Origin of the sequence: Microtetraspora malaysiensis, from assembly GCF_050947145.1 — a bacterium.
Lineage (GTDB): Bacteria > Actinomycetota > Actinomycetes > Streptosporangiales > Streptosporangiaceae > Microtetraspora_A > Microtetraspora_A malaysiensis.
The window spans coordinates 6,579,000-6,601,494 of record NZ_CP191998.1; the positions used below are offsets into that span (position 1 = coordinate 6,579,000).

Genomic DNA, 22,495 nt, shown 5'->3' on the forward strand with positions numbered 1-22,495 from the left:
GCCGGGACGTCAGAACGTCAGGACGGCCTTCGCGACCTCGCCCGCCCGCACGGCGGCGACGGCCTCGTTGATCTTCTCGAACGGGAACGCCGTCATCATCCGGTCCACCGGGAAGCGGCCCGCGGCGTGCAGGTCGAGCAGCTTCGGCAGGAAGACCTGCGGGACGCTGCTCCCGGCGATGATCCCGGTGATGGTCCGGCCGTTGAGCACGCTGCGCCAGTCGAAGCTCATCTCGGGGCTCGGTCCGACGCCGATCACGCCGCATCGGCCGAGCGGCCTGAGCGCCTCGACCGCCGTACGCAGGACGTCCTGCCGCCCCGTGGTGTCGATGACGTGGTCGAAGCCGTGCGGCGCGATCTCGCGGAGCGCGGCGGCGGCGCCCGTCGCGGCCGAGTTCACGACGTGCGTGGCGCCGTAGGAGCGGGCCGCCTCCAGCTTGGCCGCGTTCACGTCGACCGCCGCGACGACGCCGCAGCCGCTCACGGCGGCCGCGATGATCGCGGCGACGCCGACCGCGCCCGCGCCGAAGACCGCGATGGACGAGCCGGCCTCGGGGCGCAGCACGTTGAACACGCCGCCCGCTCCCGTCTGGAAGCCGCAGCCGAACGGGCCGGCGACGGTCAGGTCGACCGCGTCGCCGACGGGGACGACCGCGCGCTCCGGCACCACGGCGTGCGTCGCGAAGGACGACTGGCCGAGGAAGTGCCCGTTGATCTCGGCGCCGTCGAGGGACAGCGCGGAGGAGCCGTCGGGGCGCCGGCCGCTGAAGTTGACCGCGTCGAAGGCGTGGCAGTACGCGGGCGAGCCGGTCCGGCAGGTCGGGCAGCGCCCGCAGGAGGTGAAGCTCATCGCCACGCGGTCTCCCGGGGCCACGGAGGTGACCTGCGCGCCCACCCGCTCGACCACGCCCGCACCCTCGTGACCGAGCACGGCCGGGGTGGGGAAGAAGGTGGCGAACTCCCGGTCGGTGCCGCAGATGCCGGTGCCGCTGAGCCGGACGAGCACCTCGTCGGGGCGGGGCTCGCCGAGATCCACGTCACGGAGGGCGAAGGGGCCTCCCGCCGTCTCCAGAACCGCTGCGGTGATGCGCACGGAGCCTCCTCAGAGCGTTTTCATAAAACGAGATGGCATCTTGACATGCAGAATATTGGGGGTCAAGGATTCCGTGCATGGCCGAACTCCTGATCCCTCCCGCCCAGCAGCTGATCGACGGCGAGTGGGCGCCCGCCCGCGACAAGGGCGAGCTTCCCGTCACGGATCCCGCGACCGGACAGACGATCCAGGCGGTGGCCCGCGCCGGACGCGCGGACGTCGACGACGCCGTGGCCGCCGCCCGCCGGGCGTTCCCCGGCTGGGCCGCCACCTCGCCGTCCGAGCGCGGCGCGCTGCTGCGCCGCTGGGCCGAGCTCATCGGGCGGCACGTCGAGGAACTGGCCGCCCACGAGGCCCGCGACGTCGGCAAGCCGCTGTCCGGCGGCCGGATGAACGGCTACATCGCGCAGGGCATCGTCGACTACTTCGCCGGCGCGGCCGACAAGCTCACCGGGGTCACCCTGCCCACCCGCTCCCCCGGCTACCTCGGCTACACCGTGCAGGAGCCCTACGGCGTGTGCGCCGTGGTGATCCCGTGGAACGTTCCCTCCGTACTCACGGCGGCCAACGTGGCGCCGGCGCTGGCGGCGGGCAACACCGTGGTGCTCAAGCCGTCCGAGGTGGCGCCGCTCGCGCCGCTCGCCCTGGCCGAGCTGGCCCGGCGCGCCGGATTCCCCCCGGGCGTGCTGAACGTCCTGACCGGCGAGGGGGCCGAGGCCGGCGCCGCGCTCACCTCGCACCCCGGGGTGAACCACATCAGCTTCGTCGGCTCGACCACCACCGGCCGCGCCATCATGCGCGCCGCCGCGGAGAACCTGGTGCCGGTCAAGCTGGAGCTGGGCGGCAAGTCGCCCAACGTGCTCTTCGCGGAGGCGGACATGGACGTGGCGATCCCCGCGATCGTCGGCTCCATCACCGAGAACGCCGGGCAGAACTGCTACGCCGGGTCCCGGCTGCTGGTCGAGGCGTCGGTCAAGGACGAGGTCGTCGAGCGGATCGCCGCCGCCATGCGGGCCGTACGGCTCGGCCCCTGGGACGCGGACCTGGACATGGGCCCGCTGATCAGCGAGGCGCAGTACCGCCGCGTGCTCGGATTCCTGGAGGAGGCCCCGCGCCAGGGCGCCCGCCTGGTGACCGGCGGCGGCCCTGCCAGAGAGCGGGCCGGGGGGCGGCCGGACGGCTGGTTCGTCGAGCCCACCGTGTTCGACGACGTCGATCCGGGCTCCCGGCTGTACCGGGAGGAGGTCTTCGGCCCCGTGCTCGCCGTACAGGCGTTCTCGGGCACCGCGCAGGCCGTCGAGATGATGAACGACACCGACTTCGGCCTGCTGGCGTGCGTCTGGACGAACGACGTGTCGCGCGCGCTGCGGCTGGCGGGCGAGGTTCGCTCAGGCCAGGTGTCGGTGAACCAGTTCGCCGACGCCGGGGTCATCGGCTTCCCGTTCAACATGCAGGAGGACAGCGGCTTCAGCCGGGGCGGCGGCCACGGCGCGATGCGGGAGTACACGCAGGAGAAGGCGGTCGCGATCCGCCTGCTCGACCGCTGACGGCGGCGGGCGCGGGTCCGGGGCGGTGTCACTGTGTAATCCGCGCGGACCCGCTCCGACATGCGTGTATCCGCGCCCGGAAGCGCCGGATAACAAGCGCATGACGCGCGGCGCGAGATCCCGCGGAGGCATTGACACGCTACCGGCGCGGTAGCAGAGTACGTCGCATTGCGAGCCACCGAATCACAATGCGAGATGGCATCCACATTCGCGAACCGTCGGAGGGTAAGCGTGCGAGCACTGGTCCAGACGGCCTTCGGAGGCCCCGAGGCGGTGGCCGTCCAGCGGGTCCCGGACCCCGAGCCCGGCCCGCGCGACGTGGTGGTCGAGGTGGCCGCCTGCGCGCTCAACCGCCTGGACCTGCTGCAGCGGCGTGGTCCGGGGATGCTCCCGGGCTTCAGCCTGCCGCACATCGCCGGCATGGACATCGCCGGGCGGGTGGTGGCGACCGGCGCGGCCGTCACGTCCCGGTCCGTCGGCGACCGGGTGGTGATCGACCCCACCGTCGGCTGCGGCTGCTGCCCGTCCTGCGCCGCCGGTGAGCGGGGACACTGCGCCGCGCTGCGGGTCATCGGCGGCAACGCGCCGGGAGGGTACGCCGAGTTCGTCGCCGTCCCGGCCGACCTGGCCTACCCGGTGCCCGACCGCGTCCCCCTCGACGAGGCCGCCGCGCTGCCCACCCCGTGGAGCACCGCCTGGCAGGCGACGTACCGCGTGGGCGAGGTCGGCGCGGGCGACTGCGTGGTCGTCCAGGCGGCGGCCAGCTCGGTCAGCATCGCCGCCATCCAGCTCGCCAAGCGGGCCGGAGCCCGCGTCGTCGCGGTGGCCAGCACCGACGAGAAGCTCGCCGTGGCCGCCGGCCTCGGCGCCGACCTGCTGCTGCGCGGCGACGCCCCGATCGCCGCGCCGGTGCGCGACTTCACCGACGGGCGCGGCGCGGACGTGGTCCTCGACCACGTGGGCGCCGCCACCTGGCAGCGCTCGCTCGACTGCCTGCGGATCGGCGGGCGGATGGTGATGTTCGGCAACACCACCGGGGACGAGGTGTCGTTCTCGCTGGCGAGCGTCTACCACCGCGGCCTGCGGCTGCTCGGCTCGGGCGCCTACGCCTCGGACGACTTCGGCCTGATGCTCCAGACGTACTTCTCCGGCGGCATGCGCACCGTCACGGCCGCCGAGTGCGGGCTGGAAGACCTGCACGCCACCTTCGGCCTCGACAACTCCCGGGCGCTGGTCGGCCGGGTCCTGGTGCGGCCATGACGACGCCGGCCGACGCGCCCGCGGCGCCCGCCGACCTGCTGGTCGTGGGCGGCGACGTGGTCACGATGGCGCCCGGACGCGAGGTGGTCACCGGCGCCGCGATCGCCGTCGCGGACGGGCGGATCGCCGCGATCGGCACTCCCGGCGAGCTGCGGGCCCGCTTCCCCGGCAGCCCGGAGCTGGACGCCCGCGAGTGCGTGGTGATCCCCGGCCTGGTCAACGCGCACCAGCACACCACCGCCGACCCCCTCGTGCGGAGCATGATCCCGGACGACATCTCCTCCCAGGAGGCGATCTTCGACTGGATCGTTCCGCTGCACGACCAGGTCACCGGCGACGACGACGAGCTGTCGGCGGCGCTCACGGCGGCCGAGTCGCTGCTGCGCGGCGTCACCACGCTCCTTGAGCCGGGCACCGTCGCCCACCCGCTGCGGGTGGCGGCCGGCCTCGCCTCGGCCGGGATCCGCGCCCGGGTCGGCCGGTGGGGCTGGGACGTGCCGGGCGCCGCCCACGCCCTGCCCGCGGCCGAGACCCTGGCCCTCCAGGAGGAGACCGTACGCGCGCTGCCCCCGGGCGGCACCGTCACCGGCTGGGTCACCCTCGTCGGGCACGACCTCGCCAGTGACGAGCTGTTCACCGGCGCCGCCGAGCTGGCCGAGCGGCTCGACGTGGGCCTGACCTGGCACGTCTCCCCCAGCGCCGCCGACACCCGCGCGTACGCGGAGCGGGCGGGCACCGCGCCCGTGCTGCACTTCCGGCGGCTCGGCGTGCTCGGCCCCCGGCTGCTGCTCGCCCACGCCGTCTGGCTGGACGACGCGGAGGTCGACACCGTCATCGAGTCGGGCACGGCGGTGGCCTCGTGTCCCGGGGCGTACCTGCGGCTCGGACAGGGGTACGGCCAGGCCGGGCGGCACGCCGAGCTGGTCCGCCGAGGCGGCAGGCTCGCCCTCGGCTGCGACTCGCACAACGCGGGCGACGCACCCGACGTGCTGGGCGCGGCGCGGCTGCTCGCCGCACTCGAACGTGACCGGGACGAGACGCCGGTCCTGCGCGCCGACCAGGTCTTCGCCCTGGCGACGATCGACGGCGCGCGGGCGGCCGGCCTCGGCGAGCTCGTCGGCTCCGTCGAGGTGGGCAAGGCCGCCGACCTCGTGGTCATGGACACCCGGGACCTGTCCTGGACGCCCCGGGGCGACCTGGCCACGCACCTGGTGTGGGGCGCGCCCGCCCACACGGTCCGCGACGTGCTGGTGGACGGCAAGGTCGTCGTACGCGACCGCCGGCTGACCACCCTCGACGCGGACGCGCTGCGCCGGGAGGCCGCCGAGCGGTCGGCCGCGCTGCTGCGCCGGGCCGGCCTCGACGTCCCGCACCGCTGGCCGGTCGTCCCGGCCGGCTCGTACGCCCGAAGACCCTCCTGACCCCCCGTCCCGGCCCGCGGATCCCAGCACCCCTCAGAACTCCCCCGCTGGTCACCGCCCGGGACCCACCACCCGACAATCCACCGCGAACTCCAGAAGATCGAGCCCCCAGAAGATCGAGAGGATCGTTATGGCCGGAAACTACCGCGCGGGCACGGCCGCCGGTGCGATGATCGCCTGCTTCGGCGCGATCGCCCTGACCGGTTGCGCGAGCAACGACGCGACCGCGGTCAAGGCTCCGGCCGCGGCCGGCGACAGCACCGCCGACGCCGGCGGCCAGGCCGGCCAGCCGGACGTCAACGGCGACGGCAAGGTCGTCATCGGGGTGCTCAGCCCCGGCGACATCAACGACGGCGGCTACTACCAGAGCTTCGTGGACACGGCGGAGAAGTTCGCCACGTCCCAGGGCTGGACGCTGATCAAGCGTGGCAGCGTCAACACCAGCGACGCGCTCAACGCCGCGCGTGCGCTCTGCCAGCAGAAGGTGGACCTGATCGCGCTGGGCGCCTCGGAGCTGCGGGACGCGATCCCCGCGTCCGAGGAGCCGGTCTGCGGCAACACGGCGTGGTACGTGCCGTCCTCCGACAACATCCCGCAGACCCCCAAGATCATGCTCTCGGTGGACGACGCGAACCAGAGCCTGCTGGCCGCCGGGTACGCCGCCGGGCTGCTGCTTGAGGAGCGCGGCGACAGGAAGGCCGGGTTCCTCACCGGCCCCGAGGTGGACTTCACCCAGTCCGCCGTCAGGGCGTACCGGGCGGGCATCCGCCTGGTCATACCCGACGCGACCGTGGTGACCACCTTCACCGGCGACCTCAACGACTCGGCGAAGGCCAAGGAGGCGATGCAGGCGCAGATCAGCCAGGGCGTCAAGGTGGTGTACCCCTACCTCGGGGGCGCCACGAACGCCGCCACCGAGCTGGCCAACTCGGCCGGCGTGTACACCCTCACGCCGGGCACCGACCAGTGCGCCTCCACCAAGCCGAAGTTCGACGTCTCGGTGATGTTCAGCCCCGGCGACTACTTCGCCTCCGCCCTGGAGAGCTTCGCCGAGGGCAAGCTGCAGATGGGCGTCAAGAAGGTCTGGCAGCTCGGCGTCGACCCGTACCCGACAGTGAAGCTGTGCGGCGACAAGCCCGAGGTCAAGAAGAAGCTCGACGCGTTCATGGCGGACGTCGGCGCCAAGAAGTTCGACCCGGCGGCCGAGGTCAAGAGGCTCGGATCCTGACATGACGACAGTTGACGAGCGGGCGAGGGAGCTGACCCCGCCATCGACACCCGCTCTGCGGCTGCGGGGCATCAGCAAGCGCTACGGCCCGGTCGTCGCCTCCGACAACGTGGATCTCGACGTCAACCACGGCGAGATCCACGGGCTGCTCGGAGAGAACGGCGCGGGCAAGTCGACGCTGATGAAGATCCTTCTCGGGCTGGTCCAGCGCGACTCTGGAACGATCATGCGCGGCGACACGCCCGTGGACGTGCACGACCCGCAGGACGCCGTGGCGCTGGGCATCGGCATGGTGCACCAGCACTTCAGCCTGATCGACGCGCTGACCGTCTGGGAGAACGTCATCCTCGGCGACACCGGGCGGATCGACCGCGCGGCGGCGTGCCGCCAGGTGGAGGAGGTGGCCCGCAGGTACGGCCTGCCGATCGACCCGACGGCCCGCGTCGAGCGGCTCTCCGCCGGGGAGCGGCAGCGGGTCGAGCTGATCAAGTGCCTGCGCCGGGACCCGTCCGTTCTCATCCTCGACGAGCCGACGTCGGTACTGACCCAGGCCGAGTCGGCGGAGCTGTTCACCGTCCTGCGCCACGTCGTACGCGCCGAGAACCGCGCGGTGATCCTGATCAGCCACAAGCTGGCGGAGATCACCGCGGCCACCGACCAGGTGACGGTGCTGCGCAAGGGGAAGGTGGTCTTCCACAGCGCCACCGCCGAGACCACGCCGCCCGAGCTGGCCCGCCAGATGGTCGGGCGGAACGTCTCGCTGCGCGCGGAGGGGGCGGCGCTCGGCATGCTGCCGGTGGACGGCCCCGCGCCGTCCGGGGAACCCCCGGCCGAAACCCCGGCCGCGTCCTCGGACGCGGCCCCCGCGACGACCGGGACCGCGCCCGCCCTGCGGCTGCGCGACCTGACGGTCGTGATCGACGGCGTGACCGTCCTGTCCGACCTGAGCCTGGACGTCGCCCCCGGCGAGATCGTCGGCCTGTACGGCGTCGAAGGCAACGGCCAGTCCACGCTCGGCGACCTGCTCTCCGGCCTCGTCCTCCCCTCCTCCGGCGCGGTCGAGCTGGCCGGGCGGCCGGTGGAGCTGGAGCGCCCAGGGGCGCTGCACCGGGCCGGGCTCGGCATCATCCCCGAGGACCGGCACAGCTCCGGCGTCGTCCTGGACATGAGCGTCGCCGAGAACCTCGTGATGAAGTCCATCGGCGACGTCAGCGGGCGCGGCTTCGTCAGCCGCCGGAAGATGCACGCCGTCGCCCGCCGCCTGGCGGCCGAGTTCAACATCGTCGCCCCGTCCCTGGACGCCCCGGTACGGAGCCTCTCCGGCGGCAACCAGCAGCGCGTCGTCCTCGCCCGCGAGCTGTCGGCCGGGCCCGGCGTGCTCGTCGCCGCCCAGCCCACCCACGGGCTCGACGTCGGCGCGATCGAGGACATGTACCAGCGGCTCCGGGACGCGGCGTCAGGAGGCGTGGCGGTGTTGCTGATATCCACCGAATTGGAGGAGGTCATGGCTCTGGCGTCCCGCATCGCGGTCATCTGCTCGGGCCGGATCACCGGCGTCCTGCCCGCCGCCGAGGCCACCGCCGAACGGCTCGGCATGCTGGTGGGAGGGGTGGCCGCGTGACCGCCCCCTCTACCGGCGCCCCGCCGGGGACCGGCCGCCGCCTGCTCGGCCTGCTGACCCCGCGCCCGTACGGCTGGCAGACCCCGGTGGCCACCGCGGTCGGCGTGGTGGTGGCGCTGGCCCTCTCCTCGGCCCTCATCACGCTCACCGGCGGCTCGCCGTCGGCATCCGTCCAGGCCCTCTTCCAGGGCAGCATGGCCGACTGGACGGCGTGGAGTTCGACGCTGCTCTACGCGGCGCCGCTGCTGCTCGTCGCGGTCGGCGCGTGTGTCAGCGCCCGCTCCGGGTCGTTCAACATCGGCCAGGAGGGCCAGGTGCTCATCGGCGCGCTCGCCGCCGCCTGGGTCGGCCTGCGCCTCGCGATCAACGGACCCGCGCTGATCGTGATCATGCTGCTGGCCGCCGCGCTGGCGGCGGGCGCGTGGGCCGGTCTCAGCTCGCTGATGCACCGGCTGCGCGGGGTCAACGTCGTCGTCAGCACCATGCTGATGACGTTCGTCGCCCAGCAGGTCGTCGCGTACGCGGTGAACATGCCGTGGCTGCTGCAGGAGTCGCGGGTCGGCAACGCGCCGGTCTCCCCGCAGTCGAACCCGCTGCCGCCGTCCGGCCTGCTGGGCTCGTTCGGCGAGTATCCCGGCCTGCAGATCAACGGCGGCCTGATCCTCGCGGTGGCCGCCGCCGTGGTCATCGCGGTGGCCATCACGCGCACTCCCTGGGGCTTCCGGCTGACGATGCTCGGCCGCAACCCCCTCGCCGCCAAGCACGCGGGCGTACGGGTCAACGCGTTGGGCGGCGCGGCCCTGGCGATCTCCGGCGCGCTGGCCGGCCTGGCCGGGGCGGTGCTGCTGGCCAGCCCGGTCGGCGTCAACCGGCTCCAGCCGGGCATGGCCATGAACATCGGCTGGGACGGCCTGCTGGTCGCCCTGGTCGCGCGCAACCGGCCGCTGGCCGCCATGCCGGTCGCGCTGCTGTTCGGCGTACTGCGCTCCGGAGGCGGCTTCCTGGCCGCGACCGGGGTGCCGTCGTTCCTGGTCGACGTGGTCAAGGCGCTGCTGGTGCTCGCCTTCGTCGCGCCGCCCGTGGTCGTCGCCCTGGCCAGGCGGCGCCGTTCCGGAGGCCGTACGGCGGGAGCCCGCCAGGAGGCCGCGCCCGTCGCAGAGGAGGCCATCGCGTGAGCGCAGCCGACAACATCTCGACGATCCTGTCCAGCGGGATCAGGCTCACCGTGCCGCTGGCGTTCGCCGCGTGCGGCGAGTACCTGGCCGAGCGGGCCGGGACGATGAACATCTCCCTTGAGGCGATGATGCTCGGCGCGGCCTTCGGCTCGGTGGCCACCGCCTCGGCGACCGGCAGCGCCACCGCCGGCCTGGTGGCGGGCGTGCTGATCGGCCTGCTGATCGGGCTCGTGCACGGCAACCTGGCCCACCGCCTGGAGGTCAACACGTTCGTGGTCGGCCTGGTGCTCAACGCCCTCGTGCTCGGCCTGACCAGCTACCTGATCACGATCAGCTCCTTCGACTCCCACCAGGTGTCGCAGGTGAGCGTCCCCTGGCTGCGGGACATCCCCCTGATCGGCCACCCGCTGTTCGTCGAACGCTGGCCGGTCTACCTGCTGCTCCTCGTCGTCCCGCTGACCTGGTGGCTGGTGGAGCGCAGCAGGTGGGGCCTCGAACTGCGGGCCGTCGGCGAGCAGCCGCAGGCGGCCGACGTCACCGGCATCCGCGTCAACCTGCGCCGCCGCCAGGCGCTGCTGTGGTGCGGGGCGCTGGCCGGGCTCGGCGGCGCCTACCTGGCGGTGGGCGAGGTCGGCTCGTTCAACCAGAACATGACGGCCGGGCGCGGGTACATCGTCATCGCGGCGGTGATCTTCGGCGCGTGGCGGCTGGGCCGCACCCTGCTCGGCTGCGTGCTGTTCGGGCTCGCCGACGCCATGCGCCTGGCGCTGCCGGCGCTGGGCCTGACGATGAACTCGCAGCTCCTGGTGGTCGCGCCGTACCTGCTGGCGCTGGTCGCGATGCTGGTCTTCACGACCAGGAACCGCGAACCGAAGTCCCTCGGGCAGCCCTTCGTACGGGGCTCGACCTGACCCGATCCACACGTCCATCCCTTGATTGATCACTCAAAATCGGAGGAGAACCATGAGCGGTCTGACCCAGGCACGCTGGACGCACGTCGCGCTGCCGACCGGCGACCTCGACAAGGCCATCGACTTCTACACCTCGCTGACGCCGCTGGTCGTCGTGGAGCGCTTCCGGGACGACGCCGGCGAGAGCGCCTGGCTGTCCAACGACAAGCAGGTCGAGACGCCGATGGTGCTGGTGCTGGTCTCGTTCAACAAGGACAAGGGCGGGCAGCTCGGCCTGCTCACGCCGTTCGCGCACATCGGCATCGAGGTGCCCGAGCGCGGTGACGTGGACGCCATCGCCGAGCAGGCGCGCGAGCTGGGCTGCCTGCACTGGGAGCCCCGGGACATGCCCGACCCGGTCGGCTACATCTGCGCCCTGAAGGACCCGGACGGCAACGTCATCGAGATCTCGCACAACCAGCAGGTGTTCGACACGGTGCGCAAGCTGTGGGCGAACCCCTCCTGAGCGCCGAGCTCACCCGGGCCGCGGTCGCGCGGTACGTCGACGCGCTCAACGCGCACGACGCCGACGCGATCGCGGCCTGCGTGAGTCCGGACTTCGTCAACGAGCACACCTCCCCGCTCGGCCGGAGCGTCACCGGGCGGGACGGCTACCGGGCCAACCTCACCGGCTTCCTGGCCGACTTCGCCGACCTTCACTACGCGGTCGAGGACCTGATCGTGGAGGACGGCCGCGCCGCGCTCGCCTACCGCATGTCGTTCCGGCTGCTCTCCGCGGGGGGCAAACCGGTCGAGGTGCGCGGCGTGTTCCGCTTCCGGGTCGGCGCGCACGGCCTGATCACGCACCGTACGGACTACTGGGACAGCGGCGAGGTGCGGCGCCAGCTCGCCGACCCGGCGCCGTAACCGGCGAACGGGTACCGCCTGAACGGACGATGCCCTGGGGACCGGGTCCCCAGGGCATCGTCGTGTTCAGGTGTCAGCCGTGCGCCGTGCCGAGGTCAGTTGCCCCAGTCCTGGTTCGGGACGACCGCCGCGGCGATGCGAAAGGCGCCGCCCTCGACCGGCTTCCGCTCCTCGGCGCCACGCTCCTTGACGACGTTCTTGCCGAAGCCGTCCACGAGCGGGCGGCCCACGTCGCGCTTGAGCCACAGGCGGAGCAGGTGGCGGCGGCGCTCGGGCTCCGGCCAGTCGACGTACTCGGTGCGCGAGTGCAGGGCGGCGTAGTTCAGGAGCCACTGCACGTCACCCGGCTGGAAGTCCATGTCGAGCGCGAGCCCCTGCTCCTGGCTGATCTCGTCGTAGAGGTGCAGCAGCTCGACCTGGGCGTCGGTCAGCTGGGGCACGCCGTCGTACTTCTGCGCCGAGAAGATCATCGAACTGCCCGCGTACGTGCTGAAGATGCCGTCCACGTAGCTGCAGATCGGGGACACGTAGGTGTCGGCGGGCGCGTCCGGGTCCTGGCCGCGCCAGTCCCAGTGCCAGGGCTCGAACAGCAGCGGGGCGAGGTCGGGCCGCCGGCGCAGGATCTCGTTGTAGATCGCGGTGCCGCTCACCAGGCTGCTGGCGCCGCCCTCCTTCGACGCGCGCAGGCACATCAGCGCCACGACGTCGGAGCTGTCGGAGTGGAACGGCAGCCGATCGCGGACCCGGGACGGCAGCGCGCCGGGGTCGTCCAGCGTCTTGTTGGACGTGGCGATGACGTGGTCGAGCACGTCACCGAGCTGGTTCTGCTCCATCGGCATGCCGAGGTGCAGGCCCATCACGAAGAAGATGGCGCCCGCGAGGGCGTCGCCGTACTCCTCCGTGCGCAGGCCGCGCACCAGCACGAAGCCGCGCCCGGCGTCCATCTGCCGCGCGCACTCGTCGATCAGCCCGCGCGCCGCGTCCAGCGGGTAGTCGGCGGCGTTCACCGTCCGCAGGTCGGGGTCGTCGGCGACGAACTTGCGGCCGGCCTCCTCCAGCTCCACGCGCTCGGCGTCGCCGAGAACGTAGATCCATTCGGTGGAGCCGGCCAGCTCGTCGCCGCGCCATGCGGAGGGACCGGAGATCGGGGACAGGGAGACTTCTGTGGTCATGATGATGCACTCCGAGTACTTGGGGGTCGCGTCTCAGAAGGCGATGACAGCTCGGAAGGGCCGTCACGGCCGGGATGCGAAGGTCCGGACAGGCGAGGACGGCGGACGACGCCGCGGGACCGCCCGATGCGGCGCCGCTCACCTCCGATGGAGGGATCAGAAAGGAGTCTGCGGAGCTCCCGCGGCGGTGCCGGGGCGCATGCCCTTCCGCGGCGGGCTCACTCTCATCGGGTCCTCCCAGCCGGACAGGGTCGCCGCGAAGCCGGGTACGGCTACGTGGATCATGGCGCTCTCCTGCGGTGGTCGACTTTCCGCCACGCTAGACCGGCACAGATAGTTCCGTCAATAGAGACATCATCTCGCTATCCGTTATGCCAGCCGGTCGGCCCACCGGTGGGCCTCACCGAGGGCCGCCCCGACTGATCACCTCAGCGACGGGCGGACGAAGCCGCCGATCGAGCACCCCCGCGACGGGCGGGCGGCGCGGTCGGCGTTCCGCCCAGGCCCCGTCGATCCGCCCGTCCCGGCCGCCCGCACGTCGCTGTGGGCGGCACATCGATGTGGACGGCGCGTCACTCCGCGCGCAGCGACATCCCGCTGTACTCGACCCGGTCCTCATCAAGCAGGGACACCTGCTCGACACCGGATTCCAGCAGCTCGCGCCAGTTCTCCCCGAGCCAGGACTCGGCGTCGGCCTGGCTGGTGAAGATCTCCCTCGGCAGCTCCCGGTTGGTCACCTCTCCGCCGTTCGCGTCCTCGTACCGCCATCGCCACGTCATGACTCACGCTCCCCTTCCGGTGCGGCCGACGCCCGCCCGGCCGCGATCCGGCGGTCCGCGACTCCGAGCAGGTCCCGCCGACCATACAACCGCCCGGAGCGCCGGTCTTTCCAGTACGCCCCGAGCCTGCGATCGAATGCCGGGCCCGGAAGGCCCGGCATCGGACGGGAACACGCGCCACGGAAAGATGACGTCCCGAGAACCCGGGCCGCGTGCGGAACCGGTGGACGGGATCGCGCAGCGGGAGGGGCGGAATGCGGATCGTTCTGGAGGGCACAGCCGGACCCGAGGGGTGGCCCTCCCCCGGCTGCGGTTGCGCCTCCTGTGGGCGGGCTACCACCCTGCGCCGCCCGCTGTCGATCGTCGTCGACGGCCGGATTCGGCTCGTGCCCGACGGCGTCCCCGCCGCCGGAGACCCGCTTTCGTGGCCGGAGGGCCACCTGGTGGCGCGCACCCTGGACGGCCTCGCGGTGACCGGTCCCGATGGGGGGCGGCTGCTCCACGCCGGGTCCGGCCTGACCGCGACCGCCTCTCCGCCGCCGGAATCCCGCGAGGAGGAGCCGCCGCCGAGGCCGTACGACGTTGTGCTCATCGACCCGCTCGATCGTCCCGAGCGCCTCGGCGGCCTGCGGCGGCGCGGTCTGGTGACGCCCCGGACCCGCGTCGTCGCCGTCGGTCTCGACCATCGGGTCCCCTCGGAGGGAGAGCTGGCCCGCAGGCTCGCGTTCTGGGGAGTGGAGGCCGTACCCGACGGCACCGTGGTGGACACGCGGGACCGGCCGCTCCCCACGCGTACGGCGCCGCGGCGCACGCTGCTGCTCGGCGGCACCCGCTCCGGCAAGTCCGAGGAGGCCGAGCTGCGCCTCGCGGCGGAGCCTCATGTCACTTATGTCGCGACCGGCCCCTCCGGCGGCGACGATCTCTCCTGGCTCGCCCGTGTGCAGGCGCATCGCGACCGCCGGGCGGCGCACTGGGGCACGGTGGAGACGACCGACCTCGCCGAGCTGCTCCGTACGTCCTCGGGGACCCTGCTCATCGACGGTCTCGGCACCTGGATCGCCGCCGTCTTCGACGAATGCGGCGCCTGGCCCGGGTACGGGCAGGACGACACGCACGCGCGGGGCGCCGTGCCGGAGGGAACCGAGCAGAAGACGGACCTCTCCGCGCCCGACACCGGCCGGGCCGTGGCGGGGCCGTCACCGCTCGACCGGGTGGCCCTGCGATGCGACGAGCTGGTCGAGGCGTGGCGGGCGACGGCGGCGGCCCGGGTCGTGGCCGTGAGCGACGAAGTGGGGCTCGGCGTGATCCCGGCCACCGCGAGCGGCCGCCTCTTCCGGGACACGCTCGGCCGCCTGAACCAGCGCCTCGCCCGCGAGTCCGAGGACGTCGCCCTGGTCGTGGCCGGTCGCGTGCTCTCCCTTCCCGTCTGAGCCCCGCCCGTCACCGGCCGCCTCCCACGCCGAGGGGACAGGGCGGGATGCTCCGGGCTCCGGCCCGCGGCTACGATCACGGTCTGTGCCGGGAACGCCAGAGCGAGAGACCGCCGGGGCCGCGGAGGCGTGGCTGTTCACGCTGGGAACGCTGACCGTCTTCCCCGTCCGCGCCATCGAGGTGAACCGCCGGATCGCCGGGCGCGGGATGGTCCTCGCGCCGTTCGCCGGGGCGCTCCTCGGGGCGACCGCCGCCGCGGTGTCGGGCGCGGCGATCTGGCTGAGCGGCTCCGCGCTGCTCGCCTCGGTGCTGGCGGTCGGAACGCTCGCCTGGCTCACCCGGTGCCTGCATCTCGACGGCCTCGCGGACCTGGCCGACGGCCTGGGCAGCGGCAAGCCCGCCGGTCAGGCGCTGGACATCATGAAGCGTTCCGACATCGGGCCGTTCGGCGTGGTCACGCTCGTGTTCACGCTGCTCGCCCAGGTGGCCGCGCTGACCCGGCTGGAGGGCCTCGGACCGCCCGCGCTGATCGCGGCCTGCGCGGCGGGGCGGCTCGCGATCACCTGGTCGTGCCGGGACGGGGTCCCGGCGGCCCGCCCCGGAGGCTTGGGCGCCTTCGTCGCGGGCACCGTGCGGCGCGGTCCCGCCCTCGCCGTGACAGCCGCCGTACTCGTCTTCGCGGCCGTCCTACTGCCCGCGCTCGGGTCGGCGCTCCAGCCTCACCTCACCAACGCGCCGGGTCCAGGCGTCAGTGCGGTGCATCCACCGGATGAACAACCGGCCGAGGCCCCGTACTCGTACGAGAGTTACTCCTACGACACCTCCCCCTATGCCGTGTCACTGGTGGACGAGACACCGTTGCGGTCGTCGGCCTGGTGGGCTCCGGTGACGTTCCCTCTGACCGTGCTGGCCGGTCTCGGCGCCGCGACGCTGCTGCGGCGGCGGGCGGTGCGCAGGCTCGGCGGGATCACCGGGGACGTGCTCGGCGCGCTGGTCGAGTGCGCGACCACCACGACGCTGCTGGTCTGCGCGTTCCTCCTTTGAGGCCCGGGGCAGCCGCCCCCGAGCCGCCCTGCCCCCGTACGCGCCGGGTCAGCCGGAGACCGGCGACCCGGCGTCCGCGGCGTCCCCGGCGGCCTGCCCGCGCGACCGGTACGGCGAGCGCAGGACGGCCACGACGACGGCGAGGACGGCCCAGCCGACGACACCGGTGGCGCCCGCGAGCGCGAGGTTGGGCGGGTGGGCCGCGTCGCCGACGAGCAGGATCAGTCCTGCCGAGGCGTTGAAGGCACCGTGTCCCACCACCGCGGGCCACACGCTGCCGGTGCGCAGACGCACCCAGCCGAAGATCGCGCCGAGCAGGACGCAGGCGCCCACGAACATCAGCGCGGCCCAGGGCCCGAGATTCGGGTAGTTGTACCCGAGCAGCGTCAGCGGCGCGTGCCAGAGCCCCCAGATCACGCCGGAGACGAGCATGGCGCGCCACACGATCCGGGTCGGCCGCGGCGCGGCGTCGAGGGCGGCTCCGCCGAGGAGCCGCGGCAGGAGGTACCCGCGCCACCCCCATTCCTCGCCGAGCGACGGGATCGCGTTCAGCAGCGGCGCGACGACGACCGCCGAGACGAGCTGGGCCATGGCCAGCGTCTCGGGCGGGAGCGGCGCCCCGCCGGCCACGTCCAGCCCGGCCCGGAAGAGGCTGAGCCCGCCGAGGTCGAGGCGGACCACGCCGACCAGGGCGCTCACGGCCAGCGCGGCCAGCACGAGCAGCGGCGTCCCCGCCCAGGTCGCGGCGAGGACCTTGAAGGTCCGGCCGCGGGCCGGTCCCAATCCCAGGCCGGTACGGCCGGCCCACTCGCCGAACGGCGTCCCGCGACGGCAGATCAGCCACACGGCGAGCACGCCGAGGGAGGGGGTGAACATCATCGCGGCCGCGACGGGCATCAGGGCCGGCGTGGCGAGGCCGGATCCGCCCAGCCACAGCGGCAGCGCCACCAGCCACGCGCCTCCGAAGGCGACGGCGAGGAACACGGCGAGATCGTTGACACGGCGCATCGGACGGATTCCTCAGTGCTTCCCGGAGACGAGGGCGTTGATCAGTGCGGCGCCCCGGGTGGCGTCGTCGACGCTGATCCCAAGCTCCCCGCCGGAGGTGTAGCGGACGACAAGGCACTCCCCACCGCGGATCATGATCGTGTTCCGGCCGGGCAGCCCCCGGTATCCCCAGCCGCCTACGTCGGCCGGGTGGCGCTCCTCCGTCCAGGCCCGGTCGAGGCCGCCGATCGGCACCGACCTCGACGGCCACCGCAGCGGGCCGTACGACACGGTGAAGGCTTCGGGGCTCACCTTCACCCTGATCGAGGTGAGCCAGAGCCCGGCCAGCCCGGCGATCGCGAACACCGCCGCCCCGATCCACAGCTCGGGCGGGAGGCCGAGGAACGCGCAGACGCCGAGCGACCCGGCGGCGGCGAGGGCCACGAGGGCCACGCCCGCGCCCACGGGAGAGGCCGCGGCGGAGACCCACACGGGCCGCTCCCCCTGATGGAGCACGAGGGCCTCCGGAGCGGATCCGGCCGCGACCGGCCGCTCGTCGGGACCGGGACGGCCCGCCAGCCAGCCGAGCCCGCCGACCGCGAACGCCGCGACGATCACGACGACGGCCTGCCAACCGAGCGACGCCGCGTCCTCCCAGCGCCGCCGGTCCAGGTTGGCGGCGACGGTGGTGGCCTGCAGGCCGATCAGGAGTGCGCCGATCCAGCCGAGCGGGGCGGTGATCCACCGGCGCGCCGCCCGCCTCAGCGCGACGCGTCCGGCGGCCGCCGCACCCAGGACCACGCCCGCGACGAGAACCCACAACAGGGCGGCGAGGGCGAACACGGCGAACGGCATCGAACCGTTGGGCTCTCCGGACGGCCCCCAGTGCGTGGCCAGCGGGTCGGGCAGGCGGCTCTCGAACATGAGCGGCACAACGACCAGCACGGAGGCGACGAGAACGGCCCACGCGCCGGTCGCCAGGAGGAACCGCCGGCGGAAGGCCGCGTCGCGTACGGACGAGTCGTTCATGACATTTCCTTGATCAGTTCGATGACGTCGTGGGCGCCGTAGCCGTACCGGCCGGCCTCGTCGAGCAGGTCGCGCGCCAGGGACCTGAGCGCCTCGCGGGGGTCGGGCCGGCGCAGGACCGAGACGCCCCGGCCGCGACGGAACTCCAGCAGCCCCTCGTCCCTCAGGTCGCGCAGCGACCGCAGGACCGTGTTGGCGTTGACGCCCAGGGCGTCGGCGAGATCGCGCGCCGGGGGCAACCGGTCACCCGGCGCGACGTCGCCCTGGACGACCGCGCGCCGGATGGCGTCGGCGACCTGCTCGTGGAGCGGCCGCGGATCGTTAAGATCAAGCTTCAACAACATGGTGCTAGCGACATTAGCACCAATTTCCACCGAATGGTGCTGTCGTCATCAGCACCATTCGCTCCCATCATTGGTAGGACGAACCCTCGTTTATGCGTACGCTCAAAGCAGAGCTAGCATCGGCTCACGTGACCACAGTGCGCGTTCTCGCATCTGACACGGTCTCCATCGAGACCGGTGCTCTCGTAGTCGGCTTCCATGCCTCGCCCGGCGGCCCACAGGTCGCCCCAGGCGCCGACGACCTCGACTCGACCCTGGGAGCGTCCCTCGCCACGGCGCTCGGCGCGGTCGGGTTCACCGGAAAATCCGAGGAGATCGCCAAGATCCCCAGTCTCGGCGCCGTTCCCGCGCCGCTCATCCTCGCCGTCGGCCTCGGCGACCGCCCCGAAGGCGGATATGACCTGGAGTCGCTCCGCCGCGCGGCCGGCGCCGCCGCCCGCGCCCTCGCCGGCACGGCCTCCGCCGCCTTCACCCTCCCCGCCTCGACCGCCGAGCAGGTGGAAGCCGTCACGCTCGGCGCGCTGCTCGGCGCCTACGATTTCACCCGCTATCGCACGGGCGAGCGCAAGGATCCGGTGGCCGAGATCTCCGTGCTGTCCGGCGCCGAGGGCGCGGCCGCCGCCGCCGAGCGGGCGTCCACCGTCGCCGACGCGGTCGCCCTGGTGCGCGACCTCGTCAACATGCCGCCGTCAGACCTGTGGCCGGCCAAGTTCGCCGACATCGCCGAGGACGTCGCCACCAAGGCGGGCCTGACCGTCGAGGTGCTCGACGAGACCGCGCTCAAGGAGGGCGGATTCGGCGGCATCACCGGCGTCGGCCAGGGCTCGGTCAACCCGCCCCGGCTGGTCCGTCTCGCCCACACCCACCCGGATGCCGCGCGCACCATCGCCTTCGTGGGCAAGGGCATCACCTTCGACTCCGGCGGCCTGTCGCTCAAGCCCGCCAACTCGATGGACTGGATGAAGTCCGACATGGGCGGCGCGGGCGCCGTCCTGGGCGCGCTGATCACCATCGCCAGGCTCGGCGTCCCGATCAACGCCGTCGGCTACCTGTGCCTCGCCGAGAACATGCCGTCCGGCACCGCGATGCGCCCCTCCGACGTGCTGCACACCTTCAGCGGCAAGACCGTCGAGGTGCTCAACACCGACGCCGAGGGCCGGCTCGTACTGGTCGACGGCATCGCCCGCGCCGCGCAGGACAACCCCGACCTGATCGTCGACGTCGCCACCCTCACCGGTGCGCAGATCGTCTCGCTCGGATGGCGCACCAGCGGCGTGATGGCGAACGACGACGCGCTCCGCGACGAGGTCGTCGAGGTCTCCGTCGCCCAGGGCGAGGGCGCGTGGGGCATGCCGCTCCCCGCCGAGCTGCGCAAGGGTCTCGACTCACCCGTCGCCGACATCGCCAACCTCAACCCCGACCGGTGGGGCGGGATGCTCGCGGCGGGCATCTTCCTGCGCGAGTTCGTCCCGGACGGCGTCCGCTGGGCGCACATCGACATGGCCGGCCCCGCCTTCAACAAGATGGAGCCGTACGGTTACACGCCGAAGGGCGGAACCGGCGCGACCACCCGCACGCTGGTCGCCCTGGCCGAGCGCTACGCGCTGCGCGCCGCCGACTGACCCACGAACTACGCGGACAAGTGAAAAGATGCTGTCGGTCCGTCCGGCGGCGTGGCAATCAACTGTGGCAATCCAACGAGGAGCATTCCTGTGGCAGACGGCAGCGGCCCCTATGACATCGTCGTCCTAGGCGGCGGCAGCGGCGGATACGCCTGCGCCCTTCGGGCGGCCGAGCTCGGCATGAACGTCGTCCTGATCGAGAAGGACAAGGTCGGCGGCACCTGCCTGCACCGCGGCTGCATCCCCACCAAGGCCCTTCTGCACGCGGCCGAGCTGGCGGACCAGACTCGCGAGAGCGAGGCGTTCGGCGTCCGCGCCCGGCTCGACGGCATCGACGTCCCGGCGGTGCACGCGTACAAGGACAAGGTGATCAGCGGGCTCTACAAGGGTCTCGCGGGCCTCATCAAGAGCAAGAAGATCACCATTGTCGAGGGCGAGGGACGGCTGGCCGGCCCGGGCCGCGTCGTCGTGGGCGACCAGGTCATCGAGGGCCGCAACGTCGTCCTGGCCACCGGATCGGTGCCCAAGTCGCTGCCCGGCCTGGAGATCGACGGCGACAAGGTCGTCTCCAGCGACCACGCCCTGGTCCTCGACCGCGTCCCCAGCTCGGTGGTCATCCTGGGCGGCGGCGTGATCGGCGTGGAGTTCGCCAGCGTGTGGCGGTCCTTCGGCGCCGAGGTCACCATCGTCGAGGCGCTCCCCCACCTGCTGCCCCTCGAGGACGAGTCCAACTCCAAGCTCCTGGAGCGCGCCTTCCGCCGCCGCGGCATCAAGTACGAGCTGGGCGTCCGGTTCGAGAGCGTCAAGACCACCGACACCGGTGTCGTCGTCACCCTGGAGAACGGCAAGACCCTCGACGCCGAGCTGATGCTCGTCGCCGTGGGCCGCGGCCCGGTCTCCGCCGGGCTCGGCTTCGAGGACGCGGGCGTCACCGTCGACCGCGGCTACGTCAAGGTCGACGAGTACTACCGGACCGGCGTTCCCGGCGTGTACGCGGTGGGCGACCTGATCCCGACCCTCCAGCTCGCGCACGTCGGCTTCGCCGAGGGCATCCTCGTCGCGGAGCACATCGCCGGGCTGAACCCGGTCCCGATCGACTACGACGGTGTGCCGCGCATCACCTACTCCGAGCCCGAGGTGGCATCGGTGGGCATCAGCACCGCCGTGGCGCGCGAGCGCGGCCACGACGTGGTGGAGCTGAGCTACAACCTCGCCGGAAACGGCAAGAGCAAGATCCTGCAGACCCAGGGCGAGGTCAAGGTCGTCGCCGAGCGCGACGGCCGGGTCCTGGGCGTGCACATGGTGGGCAGCCGCGTCGGCGAGCTCGTCGCCGAGGCCCAGCTGATCTACAACTGGGAGGCCACGCCCGGTGACGTCGCTCAGCTGATCCACCCGCACCCGACCCAGTCCGAGGCCCTCGGCGAGGCGATGCTGGCCCTCGCGGGCAAGCCGCTTCACGTGCACAACTAAGGCCCTCACAGAAAAACGCGAGAGAAGAGAACCATGCCGGTCTCCGTATCCATGCCCCAGCTCGGAGAGAGCGTTACCGAGGGCACCGTCACCCGTTGGCTGAAGAAGGAAGGCGAGCGCGTCGAAGCCGACGAGCCGCTGCTCGAGGTGTCGACCGACAAGGTCGACACCGAGATCCCGTCGCCGTCCGCGGGTTACCTGACCAAGATCCTCGTCGCCGAGGACGAGACGGTCGAGGTCGGCGCCGAGCTCGCCGTCATCGACGAGAGCGCCGCCGCCGCGGCTCCGGCCGCGCCCGCCGTCGAGGCGCCCGCCCCGGCTCCGGCTCCCGAGCCCGTTCCGGCCCCGGCTCCGGCCCCGCCGATCTCCTCGATCCCGCAGCCCGCTCCGGCCCCGGCCCCGGCGCCCGCTCCGGTGGCTCCGGCCGCTCCGGTGGTCCCCGCGGCCGAGGTCGCCCCGGCCGGCGAGACCCCGTACGTCACGCCGCTGGTCCGCAAGCTCGCCGCCGAGCACGGTGTGGACCTCGACGCGCTGGCCGGCACCGGCGTCGGTGGCCGCATCCGCAAGCAGGACGTCATCGAGGCCGCCCGCGTCCAGCGCGAGCAGGCCGCGGCCCAGGTCGCCGCTCCGGCCGCTCCGGCCGCTCCGGCGGCTCCCGCCGCGGTGGCTCCGGCCGCCCCGGCCGCCGCGCCGGAGCAGGTCCAGGTGGACACCACGCTGCGTGGCACCACCGAGAAGATGTCCCGCCTGCGGCAGACGATGTCCAAGCGCCTGGTCGAGTCGCTGCAGACCGCGGCCCAGCTCACCACGGTGGTCGAGGTCGACGTCACCAAGATCGCGCGGCTGCGCGCGCGGGCCAAGGACGAGTTCTTCCGCCGCGAGGGCGTCAAGCTGTCGTTCATGCCGTTCTTCGAGATGGCGGCGATCGAGGCCCTCAAGCAGCACCCCAAGCTCAACGCGACGATCAACAACGAGACCATGGAGGTCACGTACTTCGACGTCGAGCACCTGGGCATCGCAGTCGACACCGAGCGCGGCCTGATCGCGGCGACGATCAAGAACGCCGGTGACCTCAACCTGGCCGGCCTCGCCCGTAAGACGGCCGACCTCGCTGAGCGGACCCGCGCCAACAAGGTCACGCCGGACGAGATCACCGGGGCCACGTTCACGCTGACCAACACCGGCAGCCGCGGCGCCCTGTTCGACACGCCGATCCTCAACCAGCCGCAGGTCGGCATGCTGGGCACCGGCGCGGTCGTCAAGCGTCCGGTCGTGCTCGACACGCCCGAGGGCGAGGTCATCGCGGTCCGCTCGATGGTCTACCTCGCGCTGACCTACGACCACCGCCTGGTCGACGGTGCCGACGCCGCCCGCTTCCTCACGACGGTCAAGCGCCGTCTGGAGGAGGGCCGCTTCGAGAACCAGCTCGGGCTCGCCTGACGCGACCCGCGCAGGA

General features: G+C 72.8%; 21 protein-coding genes. 14 read left to right on the forward strand and 7 right to left on the reverse strand.

Annotated elements, in window-relative coordinates:
* Window positions 1-9: 9 nt before the first annotated feature.
* A complete protein-coding gene (locus tag ACQP1V_RS30990; protein WP_433413529.1) occupies window positions 10-1,092 on the reverse strand; it encodes an NAD(P)-dependent alcohol dehydrogenase in 1,083 nt (360 codons plus the stop codon).
* Window positions 1,093-1,169: 77 nt separating this feature from the next.
* On the opposite strand from ACQP1V_RS30990, the gene ACQP1V_RS30995 reads away from it, so the two are divergent.
* The 9 genes from ACQP1V_RS30995 (at window position 1,170) to ACQP1V_RS31035 (ending at window position 11,161) form a co-directional block, all read left to right on the forward strand.
* On the forward strand, window positions 1,170-2,639 hold the full coding sequence (locus ACQP1V_RS30995; protein ID WP_433413530.1) for an aldehyde dehydrogenase family protein: 1,470 nt from the start codon (window positions 1,170-1,172) through the stop codon (window positions 2,637-2,639).
* 231 nt (window positions 2,640-2,870) lie between these two features.
* Window positions 2,871-3,899 (forward strand): zinc-binding dehydrogenase, encoded by a 1,029-nt coding sequence (locus ACQP1V_RS31000; protein ID WP_433413531.1) that lies wholly within the window; start codon window positions 2,871-2,873, stop codon window positions 3,897-3,899.
* Window positions 3,896-5,320, forward strand: a complete 1,425-nt coding sequence (locus tag ACQP1V_RS31005; RefSeq protein WP_433413532.1) for an amidohydrolase family protein — start codon at window positions 3,896-3,898, stop codon at window positions 5,318-5,320. Before ACQP1V_RS31000 ends, ACQP1V_RS31005 begins: the two co-directional genes overlap by 4 nt.
* Window positions 5,321-5,450: 130 nt before the next feature.
* A complete protein-coding gene (locus tag ACQP1V_RS31010) occupies window positions 5,451-6,548 on the forward strand; it encodes a BMP family ABC transporter substrate-binding protein (RefSeq protein ID WP_433413534.1) in 1,098 nt (365 codons plus the stop codon).
* Between the two features lies 1 nt (window position 6,549).
* The gene (locus tag ACQP1V_RS31015) at window positions 6,550-8,169 is read left to right on the forward strand and encodes an ABC transporter ATP-binding protein (protein ID WP_433413535.1); all 1,620 of its coding nucleotides are present in this window, start codon (window positions 6,550-6,552) and stop codon (window positions 8,167-8,169) included.
* Window positions 8,166-9,344 (forward strand): ABC transporter permease, encoded by a 1,179-nt coding sequence (locus ACQP1V_RS31020; protein ID WP_387408681.1) that lies wholly within the window; start codon window positions 8,166-8,168, stop codon window positions 9,342-9,344. The genes ACQP1V_RS31015 and ACQP1V_RS31020 overlap by 4 nt, the downstream gene beginning before the upstream one ends.
* The gene (locus tag ACQP1V_RS31025; RefSeq protein WP_067128065.1) at window positions 9,341-10,255 is read left to right on the forward strand and encodes an ABC transporter permease; all 915 of its coding nucleotides are present in this window, start codon (window positions 9,341-9,343) and stop codon (window positions 10,253-10,255) included. Before ACQP1V_RS31020 ends, ACQP1V_RS31025 begins: the two co-directional genes overlap by 4 nt.
* A gap of 52 nt (window positions 10,256-10,307) precedes the next feature.
* Window positions 10,308-10,760: a VOC family protein gene (locus tag ACQP1V_RS31030; protein ID WP_285703424.1), complete on the forward strand. Its 453-nt coding sequence runs from the start codon at window positions 10,308-10,310 to the stop codon at window positions 10,758-10,760.
* Window positions 10,742-11,161: an ester cyclase gene (locus ACQP1V_RS31035; RefSeq protein WP_387408679.1), complete on the forward strand. Its 420-nt coding sequence runs from the start codon at window positions 10,742-10,744 to the stop codon at window positions 11,159-11,161. Before ACQP1V_RS31030 ends, ACQP1V_RS31035 begins: the two co-directional genes overlap by 19 nt.
* Window positions 11,162-11,256: 95 nt before the next feature.
* Here the strand turns inward: ACQP1V_RS31035 and ACQP1V_RS31040 are convergent, their stop codons facing one another.
* The 3 genes from ACQP1V_RS31040 to ACQP1V_RS31050 form a co-directional block, all read right to left on the reverse strand.
* Entirely contained in the window at window positions 11,257-12,333 is a 1,077-nt protein-coding gene (locus ACQP1V_RS31040) for a TauD/TfdA family dioxygenase (RefSeq protein WP_433413536.1), read from the reverse strand.
* 156 nt (window positions 12,334-12,489) lie between these two features.
* Window positions 12,490-12,618 carry a hypothetical protein gene (locus tag ACQP1V_RS31045; protein WP_281195495.1) on the reverse strand — a complete coding sequence of 43 codons (129 nt, stop codon included), beginning with the start codon at window positions 12,616-12,618 and terminating at the stop codon, window positions 12,490-12,492.
* 287 nt (window positions 12,619-12,905) lie between these two features.
* The gene (locus ACQP1V_RS31050; RefSeq protein ID WP_387408677.1) at window positions 12,906-13,112 is read right to left on the reverse strand and encodes a hypothetical protein; all 207 of its coding nucleotides are present in this window, start codon (window positions 13,110-13,112) and stop codon (window positions 12,906-12,908) included.
* 254 nt (window positions 13,113-13,366) lie between these two features.
* On the opposite strand from ACQP1V_RS31050, the gene ACQP1V_RS31055 reads away from it, so the two are divergent.
* Both ACQP1V_RS31055 and ACQP1V_RS31060 read left to right on the forward strand, forming a co-directional pair.
* The gene (locus tag ACQP1V_RS31055) at window positions 13,367-14,542 is read left to right on the forward strand and encodes a bifunctional adenosylcobinamide kinase/adenosylcobinamide-phosphate guanylyltransferase (RefSeq protein ID WP_433413537.1); all 1,176 of its coding nucleotides are present in this window, start codon (window positions 13,367-13,369) and stop codon (window positions 14,540-14,542) included.
* 85 nt (window positions 14,543-14,627) lie between these two features.
* A complete protein-coding gene (locus ACQP1V_RS31060; protein ID WP_433413538.1) occupies window positions 14,628-15,587 on the forward strand; it encodes an adenosylcobinamide-GDP ribazoletransferase in 960 nt (319 codons plus the stop codon).
* A gap of 48 nt (window positions 15,588-15,635) precedes the next feature.
* Here ACQP1V_RS31060 and ACQP1V_RS31065 read toward each other — a convergent pair whose 3' ends face one another.
* From ACQP1V_RS31065 to ACQP1V_RS31075, 3 genes are read right to left on the reverse strand one after another with little or no spacing between them, the layout of a single operon-like run.
* The gene (locus ACQP1V_RS31065; protein ID WP_433413539.1) at window positions 15,636-16,595 is read right to left on the reverse strand and encodes a lysostaphin resistance A-like protein; all 960 of its coding nucleotides are present in this window, start codon (window positions 16,593-16,595) and stop codon (window positions 15,636-15,638) included.
* A gap of 12 nt (window positions 16,596-16,607) precedes the next feature.
* Entirely contained in the window at window positions 16,608-17,603 is a 996-nt protein-coding gene (locus tag ACQP1V_RS31070; protein ID WP_433413540.1) for a DUF1648 domain-containing protein, read from the reverse strand.
* Window positions 17,600-17,947, reverse strand: a complete 348-nt coding sequence (locus tag ACQP1V_RS31075; protein ID WP_433413541.1) for a GntR family transcriptional regulator — start codon at window positions 17,945-17,947, stop codon at window positions 17,600-17,602. The genes ACQP1V_RS31070 and ACQP1V_RS31075 overlap by 4 nt, the downstream gene beginning before the upstream one ends.
* Before the next feature lie 92 nt (window positions 17,948-18,039).
* On the opposite strand from ACQP1V_RS31075, the gene ACQP1V_RS31080 reads away from it, so the two are divergent.
* From ACQP1V_RS31080 to sucB, 3 genes are all read left to right on the forward strand, one after another.
* A complete protein-coding gene (locus tag ACQP1V_RS31080; protein ID WP_433413542.1) occupies window positions 18,040-19,569 on the forward strand; it encodes a leucyl aminopeptidase in 1,530 nt (509 codons plus the stop codon).
* 90 nt (window positions 19,570-19,659) lie between these two features.
* Window positions 19,660-21,039, forward strand: a complete 1,380-nt coding sequence (lpdA, locus tag ACQP1V_RS31085) for a dihydrolipoyl dehydrogenase (RefSeq protein WP_387408671.1) — start codon at window positions 19,660-19,662, stop codon at window positions 21,037-21,039.
* A 33-nt stretch (window positions 21,040-21,072) separates the two neighbouring features.
* Entirely contained in the window at window positions 21,073-22,479 is a 1,407-nt protein-coding gene (sucB, locus tag ACQP1V_RS31090) for a 2-oxoglutarate dehydrogenase, E2 component, dihydrolipoamide succinyltransferase (RefSeq protein ID WP_387408670.1), read from the forward strand.
* Window positions 22,480-22,495: the final 16 nt, after the last annotated feature.

Excerpts from the sequence above, each read along its gene's own strand:
- ACQP1V_RS31070 (WP_433413540.1), bottom strand. The coding sequence starts at position 17,603 with ATGAACGACTCGTCCGTACGCGACGCGGCCTTCCGCCGGCGGTTCCTC.
- ACQP1V_RS31050 (WP_387408677.1), bottom strand. The coding sequence starts at position 13,112 with ATGACGTGGCGATGGCGGTACGAGGACGCGAACGGCGGAGAGGTGACC.
- ACQP1V_RS31075 (WP_433413541.1), bottom strand. The coding sequence starts at position 17,947 with ATGTTGTTGAAGCTTGATCTTAACGATCCGCGGCCGCTCCACGAGCAG.
- sucB (WP_387408670.1), top strand. The coding sequence starts at position 21,073 with ATGCCGGTCTCCGTATCCATGCCCCAGCTCGGAGAGAGCGTTACCGAG.
- ACQP1V_RS31080 (WP_433413542.1), top strand. The coding sequence starts at position 18,040 with ATGCGTACGCTCAAAGCAGAGCTAGCATCGGCTCACGTGACCACAGTG.
- ACQP1V_RS31005 (WP_433413532.1), top strand. The coding sequence starts at position 3,896 with ATGACGACGCCGGCCGACGCGCCCGCGGCGCCCGCCGACCTGCTGGTC.
- ACQP1V_RS31055 (WP_433413537.1), top strand. The coding sequence starts at position 13,367 with ATGCGGATCGTTCTGGAGGGCACAGCCGGACCCGAGGGGTGGCCCTCC.
- ACQP1V_RS30995 (WP_433413530.1), top strand. The coding sequence starts at position 1,170 with ATGGCCGAACTCCTGATCCCTCCCGCCCAGCAGCTGATCGACGGCGAG.
- ACQP1V_RS31010 (WP_433413534.1), top strand. The coding sequence starts at position 5,451 with ATGGCCGGAAACTACCGCGCGGGCACGGCCGCCGGTGCGATGATCGCC.
- ACQP1V_RS31040 (WP_433413536.1), bottom strand. The coding sequence starts at position 12,333 with ATGACCACAGAAGTCTCCCTGTCCCCGATCTCCGGTCCCTCCGCATGG.
- ACQP1V_RS31015 (WP_433413535.1), top strand. The coding sequence starts at position 6,550 with ATGACGACAGTTGACGAGCGGGCGAGGGAGCTGACCCCGCCATCGACA.
- ACQP1V_RS31045 (WP_281195495.1), bottom strand. The coding sequence starts at position 12,618 with ATGATCCACGTAGCCGTACCCGGCTTCGCGGCGACCCTGTCCGGCTGG.
- ACQP1V_RS31030 (WP_285703424.1), top strand. The coding sequence starts at position 10,308 with ATGAGCGGTCTGACCCAGGCACGCTGGACGCACGTCGCGCTGCCGACC.
- ACQP1V_RS31065 (WP_433413539.1), bottom strand. The coding sequence starts at position 16,595 with ATGCGCCGTGTCAACGATCTCGCCGTGTTCCTCGCCGTCGCCTTCGGA.